We start from the raw sequence: 21,491 nt of genomic DNA on the forward strand, positions 1-21,491 counted from the left end.
TAACATATTTAGGGTAAGCTCTCCAGTTTTTCAATATTATTTCTAGATTCTGAATAACTACTTATAAGTATTAACTAAAATTTCATTCCCATCAGATATAAATTTTATCATTCCCTGTTGATCAGTTCTTAAATAATCAATTGATTTTTGATCATATCTTGCTGTAACTTCAGCTGCTGGGTGGCCAAAATTATTTTCACCTACAGAAATAACAATAATTTTTGGATTGATTTCATTTAAAAATTTATCTCCACTCGAGGTTTTACTGCCGTGATGTCCCGCTTTTAAAACATCAATTTCTGGCAGATTAAAGTTTTCAACTATTTTATTTTCTCCTTCTTTTGACAAATCACCTGTGAATAAAAAACTATTATTCTCATATGTTAATAAAAAAACTATTGAATTTTCATTCCGGTCCTCTTTTAATTCATTTGGCTCTGGATTTAAAATATTAATTCTACAATCATCAACTTTGAACATCAAATTAGAATTTAAAAAGTTTAAACTAATGTTTTTCTTAACAATTTCTGCTTCCAAAATATTATGAAGTTCTGTTTTCTTTTTAAATGGAGGAATCAAAACATGCTCAACTTTCTTTCTTTTAAGTAGATGAGGCATTCCACCTGCATGATCTGCATCAAAATGGCTGAGCATTAAATAATCAATTTTTTTAATTCCCTGATTATTTAAAAATGAAATTATACTATACTCAATGTTTCTTCCATCATTTCCAGGTGGTCCAGTATCAACTAACATATTTTTCCCATTGGGGAAATTAATAAATATTCCATCTCCCTGACCAACTGCTAAAAAATTAACCTCTAATTTGCCTGAGTTGTAATTTACAAAAAATGAAAGAATAATAAATAGTAAAAGTATTGGAATGATTTTCTGCCAAATTAAATATTTCTTTGCTTTAAGATAAATATATCTCTTCTGATAAAAATATGGTAAAGAAAACAACAGCAGATAATACACAATAATTACCAGTAATTTAGGTTCTGCAATAACTAAAGGCCTCTGCTGAAATACAGTCATCAATTCTAAGCCTTTAAATAAAAAACCGAGACCAGTTTCTACAAAAAAAGCAAGAGGTTTAAAAAAACTAAAACTAATCAGAGATAAAATGACTAAAACAAAAATAAGTGGTAATAAAATTGTGATATATGGAATCAACCATAAATTAGTAATTAATGCTATATAAGAATACTCATTAAAATAATATGCTATTACTGCAATCGAAGCAATTTGTGCTGAAAATGAAACTGCTAAAATAGGTGTTAATATTTGACTAAAAAGTGGTGTGAGATAAAACAAAGCTAAAACTAATAGATATGAAAGCTGGAGCGAAACTGTAAATAAAGCTGAAGGATTTAAAATTAAATTGATGATTAAAGTCAAAGCGATTATATTTAGAAAATCACCTTCACGATTAAATTCTGATGAAAAAAGAAATAAAAGAGCCAGCAGTGATGCTCGAATAATAGAAACAGATGCCCCGACTAATATAATATAAATTAACGATAAAAAGCTGAGCAAATAAAGAGCCGTTATTTTTTTCGAGAAAATTCTAAATAAGATTAAAGAGAAACATAAAATAATTATTCCCATATGCAGACCAGAAATAGCAAGCAAATGGCTTGCTCCAGCTGTTTGCAGTAGATTTTCCTGTCTATAACTCAAATATTCTTTTTCTCCCAACAAAATTGATTTTATAAAAGCGGAATCATCCTTATTAAATAAATTATTAATATTATTTAATAATAATAATTTGAATTTGATTAAGAGATTTTTAATTGATTTTTTTCTTTGAATTAATTTAATGTTATTTAAATTCCACCCCTGTAAATAAACACCTTTGTTTTTTAAATATTGGAGATAGTTAAATGCTCCTGGATTTAAAGGTGCTGCAGGTAGAACTGTATCTAATTCTAAATTTATTAAGTCACCATTATTATAAGTTTTTAATAATTGAGAGTTAACTAGAATTTTCCCATATTTAACCTTTCTGCCATTTATATAATATGGTTTTAAATAAAGCTTATTACTTTCTAAATCACCTAAATCAAAGACAATTTCAGCTAAAATTTTAGCAGAATTTAAATCTGAAAAATTTTTAATTGAAAATTTATTTTGGTATTGATATTCTAAATTGGCACATAGAAAAGTTCCTAAAATAAGAAATAGAATTATTAGTAAAATGTAAATTGATTTTTTAGATTTTTCAAGTCTAAAAAATAGATAAAAAAGAAAATATATTATCTCAACTACTGCTATTATTTTTAAAATTAAAAACCACTTATTTTTAATAAATAAATTACTGCTAATTATTCCTGCTGTTAAAGAAATAGCCATTAAAAATGCTGGTCTTCTTGTAATTTTCATTGTAAGGTTATCTCATTTTCTAACTTTTCCAAAGTTTTTTCACCTATTCCACTTATATTTAACAGATCTTCTTTTTTATTAAATAATTTTTGCTGTCTATACTTTATTATTGCTTTAGCTTTAGCAGGTCCAATTCCACTTAAAGATTCAAGAGACCTTTGGTCTGCCTTATTAATATTTACTAACTCATTTTGAACAGGATTTGAAAAATTAGCAAAAACTTTTTTATTCGAATTTGAATTAACCGCTTCAATAAGCTCCGAGCCATTAGTTTTATTTAGCTTTCTATTTAAAATACTTGGAATTACTATTTTTTGACCATCTGCTATTTTTTCTGCAAGGTTAATTTGATCTAAATCAGCTTTAGCTCCCAATCCTCCGGCCGCCTTAATTAAATCTATCAGTCTTTCTTTGTTTTTTAATTTATAAACACCAGGATTTTTAACTTCTCCACTTAAATGAACAATTATTTGCCTATTTTCATTTTGTTCTAGGGTTTTATCTGCTGCTGTACTATTTACCTCTAAGGTTAAACTTGAAGCCTTATTTAATACTTCTTTTTGTGAAGCAATCTGGTTATAATAAGCTAAACCCAAAACAAAAAAAATTGTGACCAAAATTAGAATCTGTTTAGTAGAAATTTTTGACATAAAAACACCTCCTATGTCACTATTCGAGATAAATTTTATAATTCCTGTAATTTTTTAACATTTAATGCAAAAAAATATAGCAGCCTGGGCTGCTATTATTTAAATCTGGCGTAAATGATCTTTTATTTTCTTGATTATTAAATCATTTGCTATCTCATTTAAGCCACCATGAGGAATAATTATATCTGCCTGATATTTACTCGGCTCAACAAATTTTTGATGCATCGGTTTTACTGTTCTTAAATATTGACTTTTAACTGATTCAAATGTTCTATCCCTCTCTTTAATGTCTCTACTAATTCTCCGCAATAATCTGATATCTGCATCAGTATCAACATAAATCTTTAAATCAAAAAGCTCCTTTAACTTCTCATAATGAAAGATTAAAATTCCTTCAACTATAATTATTGGCGCCGGTTTTACTTCTTTAGTTTCTGCTAAACGTTCATTAGTTTTATAGGAATAGACAGGTCTTGCTATTGCTCTACCAGCCTTTAATTCCTGAAGCTGTTTTACTAATAAATCAGTTTCAAAAGAATCCGGATGATCAAAATTAATTTTATGATCTGCTACTTTAAAATGACTTCTGTCATAATAATAATAATCATGTTTTAAAATTGTAACCTTATCTTGAAAAGAATCCTTTAGAATTCTGGCAAGTGTTGTTTTACCAGATGCTGTTCCTCCTGCTATTCCTATTAAAAGTGCACTCATATCTTTAACCCCTTTTATAAATATTTATCAACTTATAAATTAAATATCTGAATTATCTTTTCTTAAATCTGAAAGACAGGTATCACAGATATACTCATTTTTATATGTATGTAAATCATTATCTGAACCACAAAAAACACATTGATTATTAGAATATGAATTTTTAGAACTAGTTTCATCATCACCATAAACTCTTTTTCTCAAATCTTTAATCATTTCCATTTCAGCATTTACATTTTCACCCTTGTTTTTCATAAAAAAATTATATCCTCCCATTTAAATAAATAATTTTTCAGCAATATCTAAGATCAAATCTTCTTTTAGCTGTTTAGGAAGCAAACTACTTGTTTTGATAAACGCTGGCAGCTTCCGGCTTATTTTTTTATCCTTTTTCTTATAATTTTCCCGAACTATTTTTAATAATTCTTCAAAAGTATAGATTTTATATCTGTCAATTTTTAAATAAGCTGCTAGTTCTTCTAATAAACGAATAACAATCACTGTATAATCAGCCTGATAATTTATTTCTAATAGACTAACTAATTTAGGAATTAGATTTTCAAAAAAAGAACGAAAATATGGCTCTTCTGCTAAAGATAGCTGCTTTAATAATCTTTTAATTATCTGCTCATCTAACTCTAATAAATAATTAATGAAAAAGTTCTCATCTCTTTTTATATTTAAATAATATTTATTTCCAGCTAAATTTTTGAAATATCTCATTGTATCAAAATAACCCATTTTAATATTTTTCCGTGCATTTTCTTGATCAAAATTAAGCATTCTTCCTAATTCTTCACTTGGATTAATAAATATTAACTCTTTTTTATCATCAACTTTTTTCTCAATTTTACCTAAACCATAAGTTCTAATGGCAATAATTTTTTTATACCCTTTATTTAAAAGAGTATTTAGAGGTAAATTTTCATAAAAACCACCATCAATCAATATTTTCCCATCTATTCGCTGCATTTTAAAAGCTGGCAGATAAGAACTGGCCATTATATATTCTACAACTTTGCCCTGTGGAATATCATCAATAAATAGCTCTAAAGGTTTTAAGTCACTTAAAGATAAAGTAACTATAGCAAAGTCTATTTCAGAATTTCTTAAACTTTCCTCATCAATATTGTTTTTTAAAATTTCTTTTAGAAAAGAATTATCTAAACCTCTATTTTGTAATACCTCTTTTGCTTTTTTAATAAAATAAGATATATTATTTTGATTAATGCTTAAATTTAAAAGCTCTGACAAATATTGATCTTCAATATCTAAAACTTTAGAAGTAGAAATATTATACCAGTAATCGTAAGCAAGATCGAGTTTGTTTTGAACAAACATTGCTCCATTCATTGCCCCAATAGAAGTGCCTGCAACTGCTTCGATCTCAATATTTAATTCCTCAAGGGCTTTAAGAGCTCCAATATGATAAGCTCCTTTAGCTCCCCCACCTTCTAATACTAATCCATACATAAATACTCACCTCAGCAAAAGTCAGAACAATATTTATAAGCTTCAAAACCAAAAAATAAACTACAGTCCACTGACTGCAGTCAAAAAGCTTTCTTTTGTTTACTATAATAATTCTAACATTATTATTATTTTTCATCAAGTAAATTTATGGGAGTTTTTAGTTTTTTAAAATATTAAATATTTAACTAAAAAAAAGAGAAATGCAGTTTAAAATGCATTTCTCTAAATTAATTAACTAAATTGATTCAAAATGAAATTCAGTTGTTGTTCTATAAACTTTACCTGGTCTTAAAATAGTTGTCGGAAATTTATTCTGATTTGGAGAATTGGGATAATGCTGTGTTTCCAAACAAAAAGCACCTCTTTTTTTATATGCTTTATTATCTTTAGCATTCCCTTTAACAGAAACAGCATTACCTGTATAGAATTGTAGCCCCGGCTCTGTTGTCCATACTTCCATCTGTCTTCCGGTCTGAGTTTCTATTACACGTGCAGCAAGCTCTAAACAATTATCTTTTTTATTTAAAATCCAGTTATGATCATAGCCACCAGTGATTTTTAGCTGTTCATTATTTTGATTAATATCCTTAGAAATTTCTTTAATCACACTAAAGTCAAAGGGAGTATTTTCCACATCTTTAATTTCACCAGTTGGAATCATCGAATTATTTACCGGAGTAAATTTGTTTGAATTAATATAAACCAGGTGATCCTCTATTGTTCCCCTTCCATGGCCCTTTAAATTAAAATAGCTGTGTTGGGTTAAATTTACAACTGTTGCTTTATCTGTTTCTGCTTCATATTCTACTCGTAATTTGTTATCTTCAGTTAGAGAATAACAAACGGTAGTCTCCAGATTACCGGGGAATCCACCCTCACCATCTTTACTTAAGTATGTTAATTTAAGAGCATTTCTATTATTGATTTTTATCTCTTCTGCTGTCCATAGTTTAGAATTAAAACCGCTTTTTCCTCCATGTAAAGTACAGCAACCAGAATCAAATTTTTCGTTTATCTCTAATTGATATTTCTGATCATCTAGTTCAAATGTACCTTCAGCAATTCTATTAGCATAAGGACCTATTATTGCACCAAAGTAATTTGGATCATCAAAATAGTGCTCTAATTTATCATAGCCTAAAACTACATCATCAAAATTACCATCTCGATCTGGAAGCAAAAGGCGAACTATTATACCGCCATAATTAGTGATTTCTACTTTAACCCCATTATCATTTTCTAAAGTATATAAGTCTGCAGTCTTTCCATCAGGCAGTTCAGAAAATTCTCTTTTAGTAATAGTAATTTCTCCCATCAAATTCCCCTCTCGTAGAAGTTATAAATTATTTTCAACAATAATCGAAACTCCTTCCACAACATTTAATTTTTTAAACTCTGAAGTGGTGCTGGAATTCTCCCACCTCTAGCAATAAAATCACTGCTAGAAAATTCACTAACTTTCATAATTGGAGCTCTGCCAAATAAACCTCCATAAACAACCTCTTCTCCCACATCTTTACCTGGAACAGGAATAACCCTAACAGCGGTTGTTTTATGATTGACCATCCCAATAGCAGCCTCATCAGCAATAATTGCCGAAATAGTGGCTGGAGTTGTTTTACCGGGTAGAGCTATCATATCAAGGCCAACTGAACAGACTGCAGTCATTGCTTCTAATTTTTCCAAACTTAAAGCTCCTTTTTCTACAGCTTCTATCATACCTGCATCTTCACTGACGGGAATAAAAGCTCCACTTAGCCCCCCAACATGGGAAGAAGCCATTACTCCTCCTTTTTTTACTGCATCATTCAATAGAGCAAGGGCAGCTGTAGTACCATGAGCCCCAGCAACTTCTACTCCCATTTCTTCTAAAATACGAGCCACACTATCACCAACAGCAGGAGTAGGTGCTAAAGATAAATCTACAATACCAGAAGTTACACCTAATTTTTCTGAAGCTTCTTTAGCAACCAACTGCCCCATCCTTGTGATTTTAAAAGCAGTCTTCTTGATTGTTTCAGCAACCTGATCAAAAGGCTCACCTTTAACTTTTGTTAAAGCAGCTTTAACCGCCCCCGGACCAGAAATACCAACATTTATCATACATTCTCCTTCACCAACTCCGTGAAAAGCCCCTGCCATAAATGGATTATCTTCAGGCGCATTAGCAAAAACAACTAACTTACTTGCAGCTACTCCACCACTGTCTGCAGTAAGTTCAGCACATTTTTTAACAATCTGCCCCATTTTTGCGACAGCATCCATATTAAGCCCAGCTCTGGTAGTTCCAATATTGACTGAAGAACATACTCTCTCAGTTTGGGCCAGAGCCTCAGGTATTGAATCAATCAATTTTTTATCAGCAGCAGTCATCCCTTTATGCACTAGAGCTGAAAATCCACCAATAAAATCAACACCAACTTTTTTAGCTGCTTGATCAAGTGTTTTAGCAAATTCTATGTAATCTTCATCATCACTGGCTGCAGCTATAAGAGAAATTGGGGTAACAGATATTCTTTTATTAATAATTGGAATATCATATTTAATTTCAATTTCTTCAGCAACTTTAACTAAATCACCAGCATAACTAATTATTTTATCATATATTTTTTCTCGTGCTTTTTCTCCATTACTGTCTGCACAATCACTTAATGAAATTCCCATAGTTACAGTTCTTATATCTAATTTTTCTTCTTCCAGCATCCGAATAGTTTCCATTATTTCATATGTATTTAACATTAATCCACTTCCCTTCTAAATCAAAATTTAGTATCTAATTAACTTTTAAAATAACAAACTCTAGATTCTGTGCATTGAACGGAATATATCCTCATGCTGTAAGCGAATAGAAACTCCTAATTTTTCTCCACTTTCTGCCAGCTCTTTTTTTAATTCTTCCAAAGAAATCTCAAGTGCTTCCAGACTAACAAGCATAGTCATAGTAAAGTAATCATCAAGCACTGTTTGATTAATATCTAAAATATTAACATTTTCAGCAGCTAAAAGTGTACTAACTTCAGCAATTATTCCAATTCGATCAACACCAATAACAGTAATTATAGCTCTCACATAAATCTTCCTTTCCATATTATATAATTATTGTAAAACTCTATCACTTTACCACAGTAAATTATAATTCTTATCATTTATCTTATCACTTATTTTATTTCTTTACAACAAAAGTGCTTAAATATAGTTAATAATTAAAATCATAAATTCATTAAAGGTTTAGATTTTAAAGGAATAATCTAAATTACAGTGAATATATTATATAAGACATAAACTAATTTTAATAGATATAAGGAGTGAAAAACAATGAAAGTATTATTTATTGGAGGAACAGGAACTATTAGCCAGGCTGTATCAGAACTTGCAGTAAAAAATGGGATAGAATTATATTTATTTAATCGAGGAAATAATAATCACCTGGCTCCTAAAAAAGCAAAGATAATTGAAGGAAATATTCGCGACCCTAAAGAAACAGCGAAAAAATTAGAGGGCCATAAATTTGATGCTGTTGTAGATTGGGTAGCCTTTAACCCAGAACATGTTAAAAATGATATAGAAATTTTCAGAAATAAAACTGATCAGTATATTTTTATAAGCTCTGCCTCAGCTTATCAGAAACCGCAAACCAGCTATTTAATTGATGAATCAACCCCCCTTTCTAATCCTTATTGGGAGTATTCACAGAAGAAAATAGCCTGTGAAAATATTTTGATGGCTGAATATAGAAAAAATAATTTTCCTATTACCATCGTAAGACCATCACATACTTATGGTAAAACTTCAATTCCAGCTGCTATAAATAGTTCTAAAGCTCCCTGGACTTTAATTGATAGAATGCGTAGAGGTAAAAAGATACTGGTCCATGGTGACGGCAGCTCTCTCTGGACAATGACTCATAATAGTGATTTTGCTCAGGCATTTTTAGGCTTAATTGGCAGCATACAGACAGTGGGGCATGCTTTTCAAATTACTTCTGATGAAAGTTTAAACTGGAATCAAATTTATAAAGCTTTAGCTTCAGCTGCAGGAGTAGAAAATCCAAAACTGGTTCATGTTGCCTCAAGAAAAATTGCTGAATATGATGACATATATATCGGAAAATTACTTGGTGATAAAGCAGCAAGTGTTGTTTTTGATAATTCTAAAATCAAGCGTTTTGTACCCGGGTTTAAAGCAGTTGTTCCCTTTGCTAAAGGTGTTAAAGAATCTATAAATTGGTTTGACTCGCATCCTAAACTACAAAATATTGATCAGGACTGGAATAATTTGATGGATAAAATAATTGAAGAAAATGAGAGTAAATATTTATCTTTGTAAAAAATTTAAAATTATATTTATATTATTGAAAATAACTATAAAAAAAGCGGACCCGGGGAAGGGACCGCTTTTTTTGCAAATATTAATATAATAAGGAGATATTTGCTTCAATATCATCTAATTTTTAATTTAATCCCTGATAAACTAAATTTATTCTTAACCCATCAAGAAAGTAGGTAACCATAGTGTTAAGCCTGGAACAAAAGTTAAAAGTAATACCATAATTACAAGCACTACATAAAATGGCATTAGTGATTTTGCAATATCTTCTATTGGAGCATTACCAATTGAACAACCAACAAATAAGGTTGAACCAACTGGAGGAGTTAATAATCCAACCCCAAGGTTAAGCATCATTACAACACCAAAAGTAATTGGATTCATTCCCACACTTTTAACAACCGGCAGTAAAATCGGAGTTGCAATCAAAATGAGTGGTGCCATATCCATAATAGTTCCTAAAAATAATAAAATTAGATTAACAATTAATAAGATAACAATTGGATTATCAGATAAATGAAGTAACGAATCAGTTATCATCTGAGGCACCTGCAGATATGACATCATCCAGGCAAAAGCACTGGAAGTTGCAATAATAGCCACAACCATTGCTAAAGTGCTTAATGAACTTCGCAGAATATCAACAAATCTGCTAATTGGAATATCTTTATAAACAAAGAATGTTATTATAAATGCATATACTGCTGCAATCGCAGCTGACTCGGTAGCTGTAAATACCCCTGTTGTAACACCACCAATAATAATAACTGCTGTTAGGAGCCCAAGCATACTATCTCTAGTAATTTTTAAAGCTTCTTTAAAAGATACTTTTTCTTCTCTAGGGTAATCTCTCTTAACTGCTATAGCATAACTTAAGATCATCAAAGCTATACCTAAAAGAACTCCTGGCACAATTCCACCCAGGAATAGTTTAGCAACTGAAATACCTCCACCTGCTGCTAGTGAATAAATAATCATATTATGACTTGGAGGAATAATAATGCCCTGTACAGAAGAAGTAATGGTTACATTAATTGAATAATCTTTATCAAATCCCTTTTTCTCCATCATAGGAATCATGATAGATCCAATTGATGAAACATCAGCTACAGAAGAACCAGAAATCCCACCAAAGAACATACTGGCTAAAATATTAACCATAGCCAAGCCACCACGCATCCAGCCAATAATTACATTAGAAAATTTTATTAAACGGTCAGAAATTCCACCCTGACCCATAATTTCACCAGCGATGATAAAAAATGGAATTGCCATTAAAGAAAAAGAATTTATCCCTTTTACCATCTGCTGCATGACCACCATTGGGGGTAACCCTACATAAAAAGCCGTAAACATTGTTGAAAGACCCAAACTAAAAGCAATGGGGATTCTGATAAATAACATAAATAAAAATGAGCCTAATAATATGAAAACTGCTGGATCCATTTAATTTTCCCCCTTTGCTTCTTTTTGTTTCATAGATTCAGATTGTATAGTAAGATGTTCTTCACGTAAAATACCAAAAAACTTTGCTATAGAATAAATTATAATTAAAATACCTGCCAGTGGAAACATAATAAATAAAAGCCCACGGGTCCATTGTGTCGCTGGCAAAACTGTAGCTTTTGTTGCATTGTACAGATCCCAGCCGTACTTTAACATGAAGCCTCCGAATATTCCTACTAAAATATCTTCAAGTTTATAAATATACTTCTGCTGTTTTTTTGGAAAAAGACTCATAAAAAATTCAATACTTAAATGTACTGAATTTTTAACTCCCAAAGCCATTCCTAAAAAACCAAACCAGATCATCATCAATAATGCTACTTCATCTGACCAGCGAAATGTAAAATTAAATAAATATCTGGTAAAAACTGTTGTACTAACAATTATAATCATTGCCACTAAAAAAATCATTGCCAGATAACTAATTAGCTTTTCTGATAGATCAAGAGTTGATAAAATGATCCCCTTTTTTTCATTTTTTTCTTCCATATAATTCACCCTTTATTAAGAGGTGGAGGACAAAATCCTCCACCATCCTTAATTATTATATTTATCAAATTAAATTGATAAATTATTTTTTAAGTTATTCCATTTCAAATTCTAAAATGCTGTTTAGAAGATCTTCATAACCTTCACTGTACTTAGGATATAAACCTTTAACTTTATCCTGGAAAGCTTGTTTCTGATCAGCATTTAAAGTGGTAATTGTAGCGCCTTCTTCTACAGCTAATTTCTTAGCTTCTTCAGTACGCTTATCCCATGCTTCACGCTGTACTTCAGTTGAATCTACAGCAGCCTGCTTAATAATCTCTTGATCTTCAGAACTTAACTTATTCCAGGTGATTTCACTCATGATTATTAATTCTGGAATACGGTTATGTGCATCTTCAACAAAATATGGAGCAACTTCGTGGTGACTGTTGTAATACCAACCAGGATAGTTATTCTCACCAGCATCTACTACACCAGTCTGAAGTGCACTGTAAACTTCACCCCAGGCGATAGGAGTCGGTGAAGCACCTAATGCTTCAACCATATCCATCATAAGCTGACTTTCCTGAACTCTAATTCTTAATCCTTCTAAATCTTCAGGACTTGTAACTTTTGTATCAGCAGTATAGAAACTACGGGCACCTGAGTCATACCAGGTTAAACCAACAATACCAGCATCTCTTAAGCCATCTAATACTCCCTCTCCAACTTCGCTAAATAAAACTTGGAACATATATTCTTCACTTGGATATAAATATGGAAGAGATAAAACATTCATAGCTGGCTCAAAATTAGCCATTGGAGTGATTGAAGTTCTTACAAAATCAATTGCACCAAATTGAACCTGTTCGATTGTAGAACTTTCATCACCTAAAACTCCACCAGGATAAACCTCAATCTTAATTCTACCATCTGTTCTTTCTTCAACAAGACGTGCAAATTCTTTAGCACCTACAACTGTTGGATAACCTTCAGGCTGATTGTCTGCCAGACGTAATGTCATTTCCTGAGCTGAGACTGCAAAAGAAAAAATCAAAAGACCTGCTAAAACCAAAACTAAAACTTTTTTCATTGTTTTTCTTCCCCCTTATATTATTTTCTAAATTCATTGTATCAGGAGAAACAAGCAAAAACTATAGACTAATTTGTTATCTTATTCATTTTTTTGGTTGTTTTCAGAAAATTTAAGCTTAAGCTAAATTACTGGAATTTACCGGGAGAAATTCCAGTATACTTTTTAAATGCTCTACTAAAATAGTTTCTATCAGAATAACCAACTTCTGAGGCAACAACTTTTATTTTATCGCCGTTTTTAAGTCTTGTTTTAGCCTCTTCCATCCTAACTTTTATTAAATAATCTTTATAATTAATACCCTCAACTTCTTTAAATAATTTACTGAGATAATATTTGCTAAACGAAATATAATCAGCTATGTCATCTAAATTAATATCTTCACTATAATTTTCATTAATATAATCTTTTACTGTTTCAATTATTTCTACTTTTTGTTCTTTAGCATTATCACAAAGCTCATCAATCAAATCTTCAAGTATACGTTCAAAATATATTTTTAATCCTTTCAAATTATTTATTAAATCAATTTCGTTCTCTAATTTTTGCATTTCTAGAAATGGCTGCCCTTCATTATAATATTCCATTAATCTGCGGTTAAGAAAAATTAAAAATCGATGCAGGAAAGACTTAATTCTATTTAGATTCCCTTTTTCTTCATTTATTAAATAACTATATATTTTATTAAATTCTAATTTAGCCAGTTTTTTGTTTTTATCAATTATTTTAGAAAAAACTTTTTTCTCACTTTGATAGGGATAATTATTAATTGAGAATTGTTCATCCTTATCAGATTTTTTGGTTTGATTATAAATTTTACTAACCTGCTTAAAATCATCTGCGATATCACTTTTTATTAAATTAATTTCTTTTCTATTTGCTGCACCTTCATTTTCTATCAAATACTTTATAGCTTTAAAATCATCAGAATCCAACTTTAATTCTAAGTCATCATCAATAACCATAAATATGCTGTTAATTAAACCATTATATGAAATAACTCCAGCAAAAAGTTTCTTGAATTCAAATCTTAATTTCTGATAAAAAGCATCTTCTATTTTGCTGTGATCCTGAAAATTAACAGTAATAAATATATATTTATCTCCTTCTAAACCAAGCATTTTTTTGTGTTCTAAGAAATTCGTTAACGAGGATTGAGTGTTATAAATTATATTTAAAATAATTTCTTTTTCTAAAACAGGTGTTATATTTTTTATTTTTGCCAGAAGTCTGCTTTCTTTTTCCTTTATCTTCTTGCTGACTTTGATCTTTTCTAAAGCTTTATCTATTACATCTTTAAAATCAGTTTCAACATATGGTTTAACTAAATAATCACTAACTCCAATTTGAATTGATTTTCTTGCATAATCAAACTCACTATGAGCAGTTAAAATAATAATCTCAACTGCTGGAGATTTTTCTTTCAATATTTCTGCAGCTTTTAAACCGCTCATCTTAGGCATCTGAATATCCATTAAAACTAAGTCAACATCATTTTCTAAGGCCTGAAAAACTGCTTCTTCCCCATTACTAACTTCAGCTCTTATTTCTATCTCCTGATCATAGAGTTTGTTGAGAAAGAATTTTATTGCTTTTCTTTCTAAATGTTCATCTTCAGCTATTAAGATATTTACCATTATATCCTCCTTCAAAAACATTTATTTATCAATAGGAATTTTAATTATTACTTCTGTGCCTTTATTAACTTTTGAATTAATATTTAATAAATTTTCACCATACTGTAGTTTCAACCTCTTGATTACATTTAAAAGACCAAGACTTTCTCTTTTACTATTTTTATTTTTTTTATCCTGCTTTAGAATATCTACTAATTTTTCCTCTTTAATTCCAACTCCATTATCTATAATCCTAATTATTAAATCATGCTTTTCTTTATTAATATCTATTAAAACCTTACCTTCTGAGTCGATATCAGCCAGGCCATGAATTATAGAGTTTTCAACAATAGGCTGAATAATCATTGGCGGGATTTTAATGTTGGATAAATCGCCTGCAGTTATAATTTCAAAATTCATCTGTTCTTTAAATCTAGTTTCCTGAATTGTTAGATAAGCTTTTAAAACTTCTATCTCTTTAATTAATTCAACCATTTTACCTTTATGATCCAAGTTATACCTCATTATTTTAGAAATTGCAATAATAAGTTCCTGGGTTTTCACTGCATTTTCAAACATAGCAGTCCTCGAAACTGTGTTTAGAGTATTAAATAAAAAATGGGGATCCATCTGCATCTGCAGATTTAAAAGTTGAGATTCTTTCAGCAGTCTTTCTTTTTCTATATTCTGCATTTTTTCCTGGTTAAGTTTATTTTCAAGCTCTGATTTTTCTTTTAACTCTTTGATATATTTTCTAATATTGTTTTTCATTAAATTAAAAGTTTGTCCTAAAATATTTAATTCTCTATAATTTATTTCTTCTATATTATCAATCTCCCAGTGTCCCAAAGAAAGATATCGAGCAAATGAAGATAATTTTTCAATAGTTTCTAAAATATTATTTGCCATTAACACAGCAAAAATAAAAACAGCTATGCTTATTATAACAACAAAGAAATAAATATTTTTAGTTCTATTTTGAGTATCCAGAAGTAAGTCAACATAATTATTACTGTGATAAGCAAGATAAGAGTTAATTAGATTCTGGGTATGGCTGTTCAAATAGGAGTAAAGAATATCAATATCAGTTAAAGTCTGATAAGTACTCTGATTCAAAACATTAGAGTTAAATAAATTTGATGCCAGCTGATCATGATATTCTAACATATTACTAAGATTTCTATAAAATGTTCGGCTCTTTTGATCTCGACTAACTTCGTCCTCAATTTCAGTCATCAATTTTGCTATCTCAGTTCGTGAAACCTGATAAAGTTCACGATTTTCATCACTTCTTTCTTGAAAATATTGATCAAAATGGCGTGAGTTTTCAGTTATTTTCAAAGATAACTGGTTAAGTTTAAAATTTACATCTACATTTTTTTGGTAAATTTCTATCTCTCTATCTCGTCGAACAAATGATAGAAAAAAAACTACATTTAATATTATAATTATTATTATAAAAATACTTATTATTCTACTTCGAATTGACCTCTTGGGCTCTTTTATAAAGTCGATAATTCTGGAAAATATAACTAACACCTCCAAAAGCATACTAACAAATTATTTAAAGACTACTATTATGATACTACTTTAATTACTAAAGTGTCAAAATATAATTTGATTAAATCACAAAAAGAGCCCGACCTTTTAGGACTAGGCTCTTGGAATCACAAATATTTACAATAAAATTCAAAGTTAAAGATTTAGCTTTTTTTAAGCTGCCACTTTTTAAGATTTCTTATTATTACCTCACCATTTTTAGCAAAGAACTTAATTTTTGTACTTTCCGGTTTAGGATAAATTCTACTTGTAAAAACTTCTTCTCCCTGATTTACAAAGATTTCTATTGAAGAAATATCAATGAAAAAATGCAGTTTTAAATTTTTACTATTTTTTATAAAGCAGCTGCGCTGTCCTCTGCCCACTTTATCTAAATTACTCATATCTAAGGTTAATTTTTCTTTTTTTTGATTATAAGAGATTATTGATGCTTCTCTGCCAGAATATGAACTTCTAACTTTTAGACCAAAATTATCTGCATTAACATTTTCAAAACCTACAATTAATTCAAGACTTTGGCCTGAAATCCCTTGTAATTCAATCTCTTTATTTTTAAGTTTAATATTTTGATGACTTATTTTATCTGTTCTAAGTTTTTTTAATTCTGGCACAGGTTTCTGAATTAATTTATTTTCTTGATTAAGTTTTAAAACTCTCGGTATAGTCAATGCATGAATCCAATCATTGTTTTTTTCAAGATAATTTTCCGCCTGATCTGGAACTCCCATCCAGGCAATTAAAATTCTTCTCCCCTTATTATCCAGTGTTGTCTGAGGCGCATAAAAATCAAATCCACGATCTAATTCTATAAATTCTTGATGCTCAAATTCAGCTTTTTCATAGTCAAGTTTTCCTACAAAATAACCACTTTGATAAATATTATTATATAAATCTCCTTCAGGATTAATTCCCTGAGGTGAACCAATTAAAATTTCTTTCTCAGCTAAACTAAACAAATCTGGACATTCCCACATATAAATAGAATCATTCAAATTTTGTATCTTATTATTTACGATCTCTCCCAATAGAATCCAGTCTTTTAAATTTTTTGATCTATATAAGAGAACTCTCCCTTTTTCATCTTTATTTTGAGCTCCTATAACCATATACCAGCTACCATTTTTATTCCAGACCTTTGGATCTCTAAAATGAGCAGTATAACCAGGAGGCTGCTCATTGATTACAGGACCTAATTTATTAAAATTAATACCATCTTCTGTGACTGCCAAACACTGATAACTTTGACGGTTATCAGCCTGATCTTTTACATTTCCAGTGTACATCAGTGTCAGCTCACCTTGATTATTAACTGCACTGCCAGAATAACAGCCATGGCTTTCATATGCTTGAGCAGGAGCAAGAGCTAGAGGAAGCTCCTGCCACTCTACAAGATCCTTACTTTTTAGATGTGCCCAAAATTTTGCTCCATGAACTGTATCAAAGGGATAAAACTGATAAAAAAGATGGTAATCATCCTCAAATTGAATAAACCCATTTGGATCATTCAACAAGCCAGCTGGCGGCATAATATGATAATTTAAACGATAATAGTCATTTTCCACTATTTCTTTCTTTTGAGCTATAGCTTGTTCTGCTTTTTCTATTAATTCTATTTCATTTTTCATCTTAACCACCTAAAATTTGATTTCTAATACTTTGTTTTCAAAACTTACGCTCCCAGCTGCTAAATTGTTTATCTCAGTAAAATCAGCTGTATTTGTAATTACCATTGGAGTTATAATTGATTCTGCTTTTTCTTCTACTAAATCTAAATTAACTTCAATTAATTTATCCCCTGCCTTTACACTATCTCCTTGTTCAACAAAGGCTTCAAAACCCTCTCCACCCATCTGAACTGTATCTAAACCGATATGAATTAGGATTTCTACACCAGATTCAGTCTTTAAACCAACAGCATGTTTAGTATCAAATAAATTTACTATTTCTGCATCAGCTGGAGCTAAAATTTTTCCTTTTTCCGGTCTGAACGCTATCCCATCTCCCAGCATTTTTTGAGCAAAGGTTGGATCCGGAACTTCTGATAGTTTTAATATTTCACCGTTAATGGGTGAAAAAAGTTCTTCTACTTTAGCATCAGCTTTATTTTTATCTGATTTTATTTTACTATTAACCACAGATTTTTCCAATGCTTGAGACTGTGTTTTATTATCTTCCTCAATTATATCTTCGGCAGCTGGTTCTTCTTCAAAACCAATTATCCAGGTAAATATAAAAGCGCCACCAAAAGCCAAGAGCATTCCAATAATATAATTAACTAAAGAACCAGATTCTACTATACTTATTCCTGGCAAGGCTGTTAAACCCAAAGCTGTCATTCCAACATTAGTTAAAACTACATAAGCTCCCCCTATTAAACCACCTATTGCTGCAGCAATAAAAGGCTTAACCAACCTTAAATTAACACCAAAAATAGCTGCTTCGGTAATTCCTAACAAACAGGAGGTGGCTGCTGGTAAAGCAATTGCCTTCATTTTGGTTCTGTTAGTTTTAAAATAAACTGCCAGGGCTGCACCACCTTGAGCTGTATTAGCCATTGCCCAGATTGGCAAAAATAAATTAACACCAACTTCAGATAATAATCCTGCTTCAATAGCATGAAAACTGTGATGAACACCACTAATAACTATCGTTGAATAAAGACCTCCAAATATCATACCTGCAATTATACCTGTTGTATCATAAATCCCCTGCAGGCTTGTTGAAATACCTTCACCAATTAAACGCATAACCGGGCCAACCACCATTAAAGAAACAAAGCCCGAAGTCAAAATTGTTAAAAATGGTGTCAGGATAATATCTAAAGCATCAGGAACAATTTTTCTAAAGCTTCGCTCTACATAACCTAAAAACCACACTGCCACCAGTATTGGTAGTACTGTCCCCTGATAACCAACCATCCCTACTTTGATTCCAAAAACATCAATTGACTGTTCAATTCCGCCACCTAAGGTCCATGCATTCTGCAGAGCTGGATGAATCATAATTGCACCTAAGACCGATGCCAGATAAGGGTTCGCATTAAATTCTTTGGCAGCACTAAAGGCTACAATAACTGGTAAAAAGACAAAGGCAGCATTAGAGAACATATCCAGCAGAGTTATAAAGCCACTATCTGAATTAACCCAGCCATAAGTCTGCATCATTCCCAAGAGCCCCATCAGCAAACCACTTGCTACAATTGCAGGAATAATTGGAACAAAAATATTGGACAAAGTTCTTGCAAAACGCTGAGCAGGATTTAAATTTTTCATTGCAGCTCTTTTAACTTCACCCTTACTTGCTTCAGATATGTTTGCAATCTTTATAAATTCAGCGTAAACTTTATTTACTGATCCCTGACCAATTATAATCTGAAATTGTCCTGAATTAACAAAAGCTCCTTTAACACCGTCAATATTTTCGACTAACCTTTGATCACTTTTAGCTTCATCTTTTAAAACAAGTCTTAATCTGGTCGCACAATGGGCAGCACTATCAACATTATCCTTACCACCTATTGCTTCAATTACTTCTTCAGCAACTTTTTTATAATTCATTATAATCCTCCTTGAATTTTATATTATCTAATTTTATTTTTTGGGAACGATCCCAAATTAGACAAAAATATATAAACACAAAATTTAATTGATATTCTAATTTATTTTTTTTACACTATTTCTAACTATCATCTGAAAGTCCATTACTTCTTTGCCTTTCTTAACTTCTCCCTTAATAGATTCTAGTAAAATTCGTGAAGCTTTTTCACCAGTTTTGAGATGATCATAATTAATTGTTGTAATCTCAGGCACTACCCAGGAACTTATATCAGAATTACCTAAACCAACAATTGAAATTTCTTCCGGGACATTATATCCCTTGTCTTTTAAACATTTAATTGCACCTAATGCCAGCCTGTCTGTTACTGCAAAAACTGCCGTTGGCAGTTCTTTTGAGTTTTCTAAAATTTTCTTCATACCTCTGTAACCAGATTTGATACTAAAATTCCCTTTATAAAGATAGTTATTATTAATTTTCAAACTATTTTCTCTTAAAACCTTTAAATAAGCTTCTTTTCTTAATTGACCGACAGCAATATCTGTTTCTTTTACTCCTATGTAGGCAATTTTTTTGTGACCCTGTTTGACTAAATAACTCACTATAGTTTCAGCAGCATTGAAATCATCCTGGATTACACAGGGATAGTCAAGCACTTTACTGCTGTCCTGCCCGACAATAACTATTGGAATATCTATTTTAGCAAATACAGCCAAATGTTCTTCCGTAATTTCAGTTGCAAAAAATATAATTCCTCGCACTCTTTTTTCTTTCAAAAGTCTTAAATATGTAATTTCATCTTCAATATTCATCTTAGTATTAGTAAGTAGTAGATTATATCCCTTTTGATACATAATATTACTGATACCCTCAACAGCAGAAGAAAAGGTACTGGTATTAATCTTTGGTAAAACAACTCCTATTGTATCTGTTTGATTTCTTTTTAGATTCTTTGCTAAAGAATTTGGAACATAACCAGTCTCGTCTATTACTTCTTTAACTTTTTCTCGTACTTGATCACTAACATGCTCTGAGTTATTTAGTACTCTAGAAACTGTAGATTTAGATACACCTGATAATTTAGCTATTTCTTTAATAGTCAAATCCATTATCTTGCCTCCCTCCTTTGTATTCTTTGGGAAGGATCCCACAAAACTATAAAATAATTATACATAAGTTAATAATTACTGTCAACTTATAAGTTTTAAAATCAACATAATTTTTTTGTCTTATTTGGATAACATATATTTCTCTCCATCCCAGCGGAAAATATCCTCTTCAAGTTTATATATCTGTTTGTTTGCATATTTTTCATTTTCAAACTTAACATTAACCATATATCCATTTTTTATTATTTCATAATCCTGGTTGCCAGAAATATTTTCAAAATTTATTTCATAAAAATACTCTTTTGGGTTATATGAGCCCATATGATAATCTGATATAAAAATTGATTCCCTAAATATTTCAGATAAAAGTTTATTATGGTATCTAAAAATAATCAGATCTTTACCATACATTCCTGTCCCAAAAGAGCCAGCGGTATTTATTATTATTTCTTTTGTCTCGTCAGCTACAAGGTCCATAAATCTACAATTATAGATAACCTGTCCTATATTTTTTTGGTAGGTAATTAAATTATTATATTTATCATAGATCAATAACGATCCCATTTCAGGCCCATAATGATATATATAAACAACGATTTCTTCTTTACCATCGTTTTCCAAGTCAGTTACAAATATTTCTTTGTATAACTCATTAACATTCTCATAGCCTAATAGAATTAGCGTTCTCTCGGCCACCTCAAAATCAAAAGCTGAAACATTAAAATTTATTATTGTCAAAAATATAACTAAAAAAATAATTATTTTCATTAAATCATCTCCCTAATTTTTTTCTTTTATAATATCTGTGTTTCATTATTTTATTTCGACACTAATGAAAATAACCCTTTTTATAATAAAAATATGCACTTTACAAAACTGAAAAAAGCCCTACCGATTAACCGGTGGGCTTTGAGTGTCTTTACTGTTATATCAAGCATTATAAGTGGTGGGGTTAGGCGGATTTGAACCGCCGGCCTACAGATTAGGAATCTGTTGCTCTATCCAGCTGAGCTATAACCCCAAAAGCTATTTA

At 30.5% G+C, this 21,491-nt stretch carries 18 protein-coding genes and 1 tRNA gene; 1 reads left to right on the forward strand and 18 read right to left on the reverse strand.

All coding sequences use genetic code 11. The annotated features are described in order from the left end of the window. Positions 1 to 57 precede the first annotated feature (57 nt). The 8 genes from ACZ446_RS09630 to ACZ446_RS09665 form a co-directional block, all read right to left on the reverse strand. A complete protein-coding gene (locus ACZ446_RS09630) occupies positions 58 to 2,385 on the reverse strand; it encodes a DNA internalization-related competence protein ComEC/Rec2 (protein ID WP_464392349.1) in 2,328 nt (775 codons plus the stop codon). Next, positions 2,382 to 3,035 carry a helix-hairpin-helix domain-containing protein gene (locus tag ACZ446_RS09635; protein WP_464392350.1) on the reverse strand — a complete coding sequence of 218 codons (654 nt, stop codon included), beginning with the start codon at positions 3,033 to 3,035 and terminating at the stop codon, positions 2,382 to 2,384. Before ACZ446_RS09635 ends, ACZ446_RS09630 begins: the two co-directional genes overlap by 4 nt. A gap of 99 nt (positions 3,036 to 3,134) precedes the next feature. Then, positions 3,135 to 3,749 (reverse strand): uridine kinase, encoded by a 615-nt coding sequence (gene udk / locus ACZ446_RS09640; RefSeq protein ID WP_464392351.1) that lies wholly within the window; start codon positions 3,747 to 3,749, stop codon positions 3,135 to 3,137. Between the two features lie 39 nt (positions 3,750 to 3,788). Then, positions 3,789 to 4,004: a hypothetical protein gene (locus ACZ446_RS09645; RefSeq protein ID WP_464392352.1), complete on the reverse strand. Its 216-nt coding sequence runs from the start codon at positions 4,002 to 4,004 to the stop codon at positions 3,789 to 3,791. 21 nt (positions 4,005 to 4,025) lie between these two features. After that, complete coding sequence (locus tag ACZ446_RS09650; RefSeq protein WP_464392353.1) at positions 4,026 to 5,222, reverse strand: patatin-like phospholipase family protein; 1,197 nt, start codon at positions 5,220 to 5,222, stop codon at positions 4,026 to 4,028. A gap of 235 nt (positions 5,223 to 5,457) precedes the next feature. Then, positions 5,458 to 6,537, reverse strand: coding sequence for an aldose epimerase family protein (locus tag ACZ446_RS09655; RefSeq protein ID WP_464392354.1), 1,080 nt, complete (start codon positions 6,535 to 6,537; stop codon positions 5,458 to 5,460). Between the two features lie 65 nt (positions 6,538 to 6,602). Next, positions 6,603 to 7,961 (reverse strand): DUF711 family protein, encoded by a 1,359-nt coding sequence (locus tag ACZ446_RS09660; RefSeq protein ID WP_464392355.1) that lies wholly within the window; start codon positions 7,959 to 7,961, stop codon positions 6,603 to 6,605. Positions 7,962 to 8,021: 60 nt separating this feature from the next. Next, a complete protein-coding gene (locus tag ACZ446_RS09665) occupies positions 8,022 to 8,291 on the reverse strand; it encodes an ACT domain-containing protein (protein ID WP_464394392.1) in 270 nt (89 codons plus the stop codon). Positions 8,292 to 8,537: 246 nt separating this feature from the next. Here ACZ446_RS09665 and ACZ446_RS09670 point away from each other — a divergent pair, with 246 nt between their 5' ends. Beyond that, positions 8,538 to 9,548, forward strand: a complete 1,011-nt coding sequence (locus tag ACZ446_RS09670) for an SDR family oxidoreductase (protein ID WP_464392356.1) — start codon at positions 8,538 to 8,540, stop codon at positions 9,546 to 9,548. A 156-nt stretch (positions 9,549 to 9,704) separates the two neighbouring features. On the opposite strand, the gene ACZ446_RS09675 is transcribed toward ACZ446_RS09670, so the two are convergent. The 10 genes from ACZ446_RS09675 to ACZ446_RS09720 all read right to left on the reverse strand — a co-directional run bounded on the left by ACZ446_RS09675 (position 9,705) and on the right by ACZ446_RS09720 (position 21,479). Then, positions 9,705 to 10,994 carry a TRAP transporter large permease gene (locus ACZ446_RS09675; RefSeq protein ID WP_464392357.1) on the reverse strand — a complete coding sequence of 430 codons (1,290 nt, stop codon included), beginning with the start codon at positions 10,992 to 10,994 and terminating at the stop codon, positions 9,705 to 9,707. Further along, positions 10,995 to 11,543 (reverse strand): TRAP transporter small permease, encoded by a 549-nt coding sequence (locus ACZ446_RS09680; protein ID WP_464392358.1) that lies wholly within the window; start codon positions 11,541 to 11,543, stop codon positions 10,995 to 10,997. Positions 11,544 to 11,637: 94 nt separating this feature from the next. Next, the gene (locus tag ACZ446_RS09685) at positions 11,638 to 12,618 is read right to left on the reverse strand and encodes a TRAP transporter substrate-binding protein (RefSeq protein WP_464392359.1); all 981 of its coding nucleotides are present in this window, start codon (positions 12,616 to 12,618) and stop codon (positions 11,638 to 11,640) included. Positions 12,619 to 12,746: 128 nt separating this feature from the next. Next, positions 12,747 to 14,255 carry a response regulator transcription factor gene (locus tag ACZ446_RS09690; protein WP_464392360.1) on the reverse strand — a complete coding sequence of 503 codons (1,509 nt, stop codon included), beginning with the start codon at positions 14,253 to 14,255 and terminating at the stop codon, positions 12,747 to 12,749. A 21-nt stretch (positions 14,256 to 14,276) separates the two neighbouring features. Beyond that, entirely contained in the window at positions 14,277 to 15,575 is a 1,299-nt protein-coding gene (locus tag ACZ446_RS09695; protein ID WP_464392361.1) for a sensor histidine kinase, read from the reverse strand. A 362-nt stretch (positions 15,576 to 15,937) separates the two neighbouring features. Then, positions 15,938 to 17,419 carry a glycoside hydrolase family 32 protein gene (locus tag ACZ446_RS09700; RefSeq protein ID WP_464392362.1) on the reverse strand — a complete coding sequence of 494 codons (1,482 nt, stop codon included), beginning with the start codon at positions 17,417 to 17,419 and terminating at the stop codon, positions 15,938 to 15,940. A gap of 9 nt (positions 17,420 to 17,428) precedes the next feature. Continuing rightward, on the reverse strand, positions 17,429 to 19,351 hold the full coding sequence (locus tag ACZ446_RS09705) for a sucrose-specific PTS transporter subunit IIBC (RefSeq protein ID WP_464392363.1): 1,923 nt from the start codon (positions 19,349 to 19,351) through the stop codon (positions 17,429 to 17,431). 96 nt (positions 19,352 to 19,447) lie between these two features. Continuing rightward, complete coding sequence (locus ACZ446_RS09710; RefSeq protein WP_464392364.1) at positions 19,448 to 20,458, reverse strand: LacI family DNA-binding transcriptional regulator; 1,011 nt, start codon at positions 20,456 to 20,458, stop codon at positions 19,448 to 19,450. Between the two features lie 120 nt (positions 20,459 to 20,578). Next, positions 20,579 to 21,226 (reverse strand): hypothetical protein, encoded by a 648-nt coding sequence (locus tag ACZ446_RS09715; RefSeq protein ID WP_464392365.1) that lies wholly within the window; start codon positions 21,224 to 21,226, stop codon positions 20,579 to 20,581. 176 nt (positions 21,227 to 21,402) lie between these two features. Continuing rightward, positions 21,403 to 21,479: transfer RNA gene (locus ACZ446_RS09720), tRNA-Arg, on the reverse strand. Between the last annotated feature and the right edge of the window lie 12 nt (positions 21,480 to 21,491).

The sequence above is a fragment of the Halanaerobium sehlinense genome (assembly GCF_055379485.1).

Bases quoted from the DNA above. Each gene is read 5' to 3' on its own strand.
- ACZ446_RS09630 (WP_464392349.1), bottom strand. From the start codon at position 2,385: ATGAAAATTACAAGAAGACCAGCATTTTTAATGGCTATTTCTTTAACA.
- ACZ446_RS09635 (WP_464392350.1), bottom strand. From the start codon at position 3,035: ATGTCAAAAATTTCTACTAAACAGATTCTAATTTTGGTCACAATTTTT.
- udk (WP_464392351.1), bottom strand. From the start codon at position 3,749: ATGAGTGCACTTTTAATAGGAATAGCAGGAGGAACAGCATCTGGTAAA.
- ACZ446_RS09645 (WP_464392352.1), bottom strand. From the start codon at position 4,004: ATGAAAAACAAGGGTGAAAATGTAAATGCTGAAATGGAAATGATTAAA.
- ACZ446_RS09650 (WP_464392353.1), bottom strand. From the start codon at position 5,222: ATGTATGGATTAGTATTAGAAGGTGGGGGAGCTAAAGGAGCTTATCAT.
- ACZ446_RS09655 (WP_464392354.1), bottom strand. From the start codon at position 6,537: ATGGGAGAAATTACTATTACTAAAAGAGAATTTTCTGAACTGCCTGAT.
- ACZ446_RS09660 (WP_464392355.1), bottom strand. From the start codon at position 7,961: ATGTTAAATACATATGAAATAATGGAAACTATTCGGATGCTGGAAGAA.
- ACZ446_RS09670 (WP_464392356.1), top strand. From the start codon at position 8,538: ATGAAAGTATTATTTATTGGAGGAACAGGAACTATTAGCCAGGCTGTA.
- ACZ446_RS09675 (WP_464392357.1), bottom strand. From the start codon at position 10,994: ATGGATCCAGCAGTTTTCATATTATTAGGCTCATTTTTATTTATGTTA.
- ACZ446_RS09680 (WP_464392358.1), bottom strand. From the start codon at position 11,543: ATGGAAGAAAAAAATGAAAAAAAGGGGATCATTTTATCAACTCTTGAT.
- ACZ446_RS09685 (WP_464392359.1), bottom strand. From the start codon at position 12,618: ATGAAAAAAGTTTTAGTTTTGGTTTTAGCAGGTCTTTTGATTTTTTCT.
- ACZ446_RS09690 (WP_464392360.1), bottom strand. From the start codon at position 14,255: ATGGTAAATATCTTAATAGCTGAAGATGAACATTTAGAAAGAAAAGCA.
- ACZ446_RS09700 (WP_464392362.1), bottom strand. From the start codon at position 17,419: ATGAAAAATGAAATAGAATTAATAGAAAAAGCAGAACAAGCTATAGCT.
- ACZ446_RS09705 (WP_464392363.1), bottom strand. From the start codon at position 19,351: ATGAATTATAAAAAAGTTGCTGAAGAAGTAATTGAAGCAATAGGTGGT.
- ACZ446_RS09710 (WP_464392364.1), bottom strand. From the start codon at position 20,458: ATGGATTTGACTATTAAAGAAATAGCTAAATTATCAGGTGTATCTAAA.
- ACZ446_RS09715 (WP_464392365.1), bottom strand. From the start codon at position 21,226: ATGAAAATAATTATTTTTTTAGTTATATTTTTGACAATAATAAATTTT.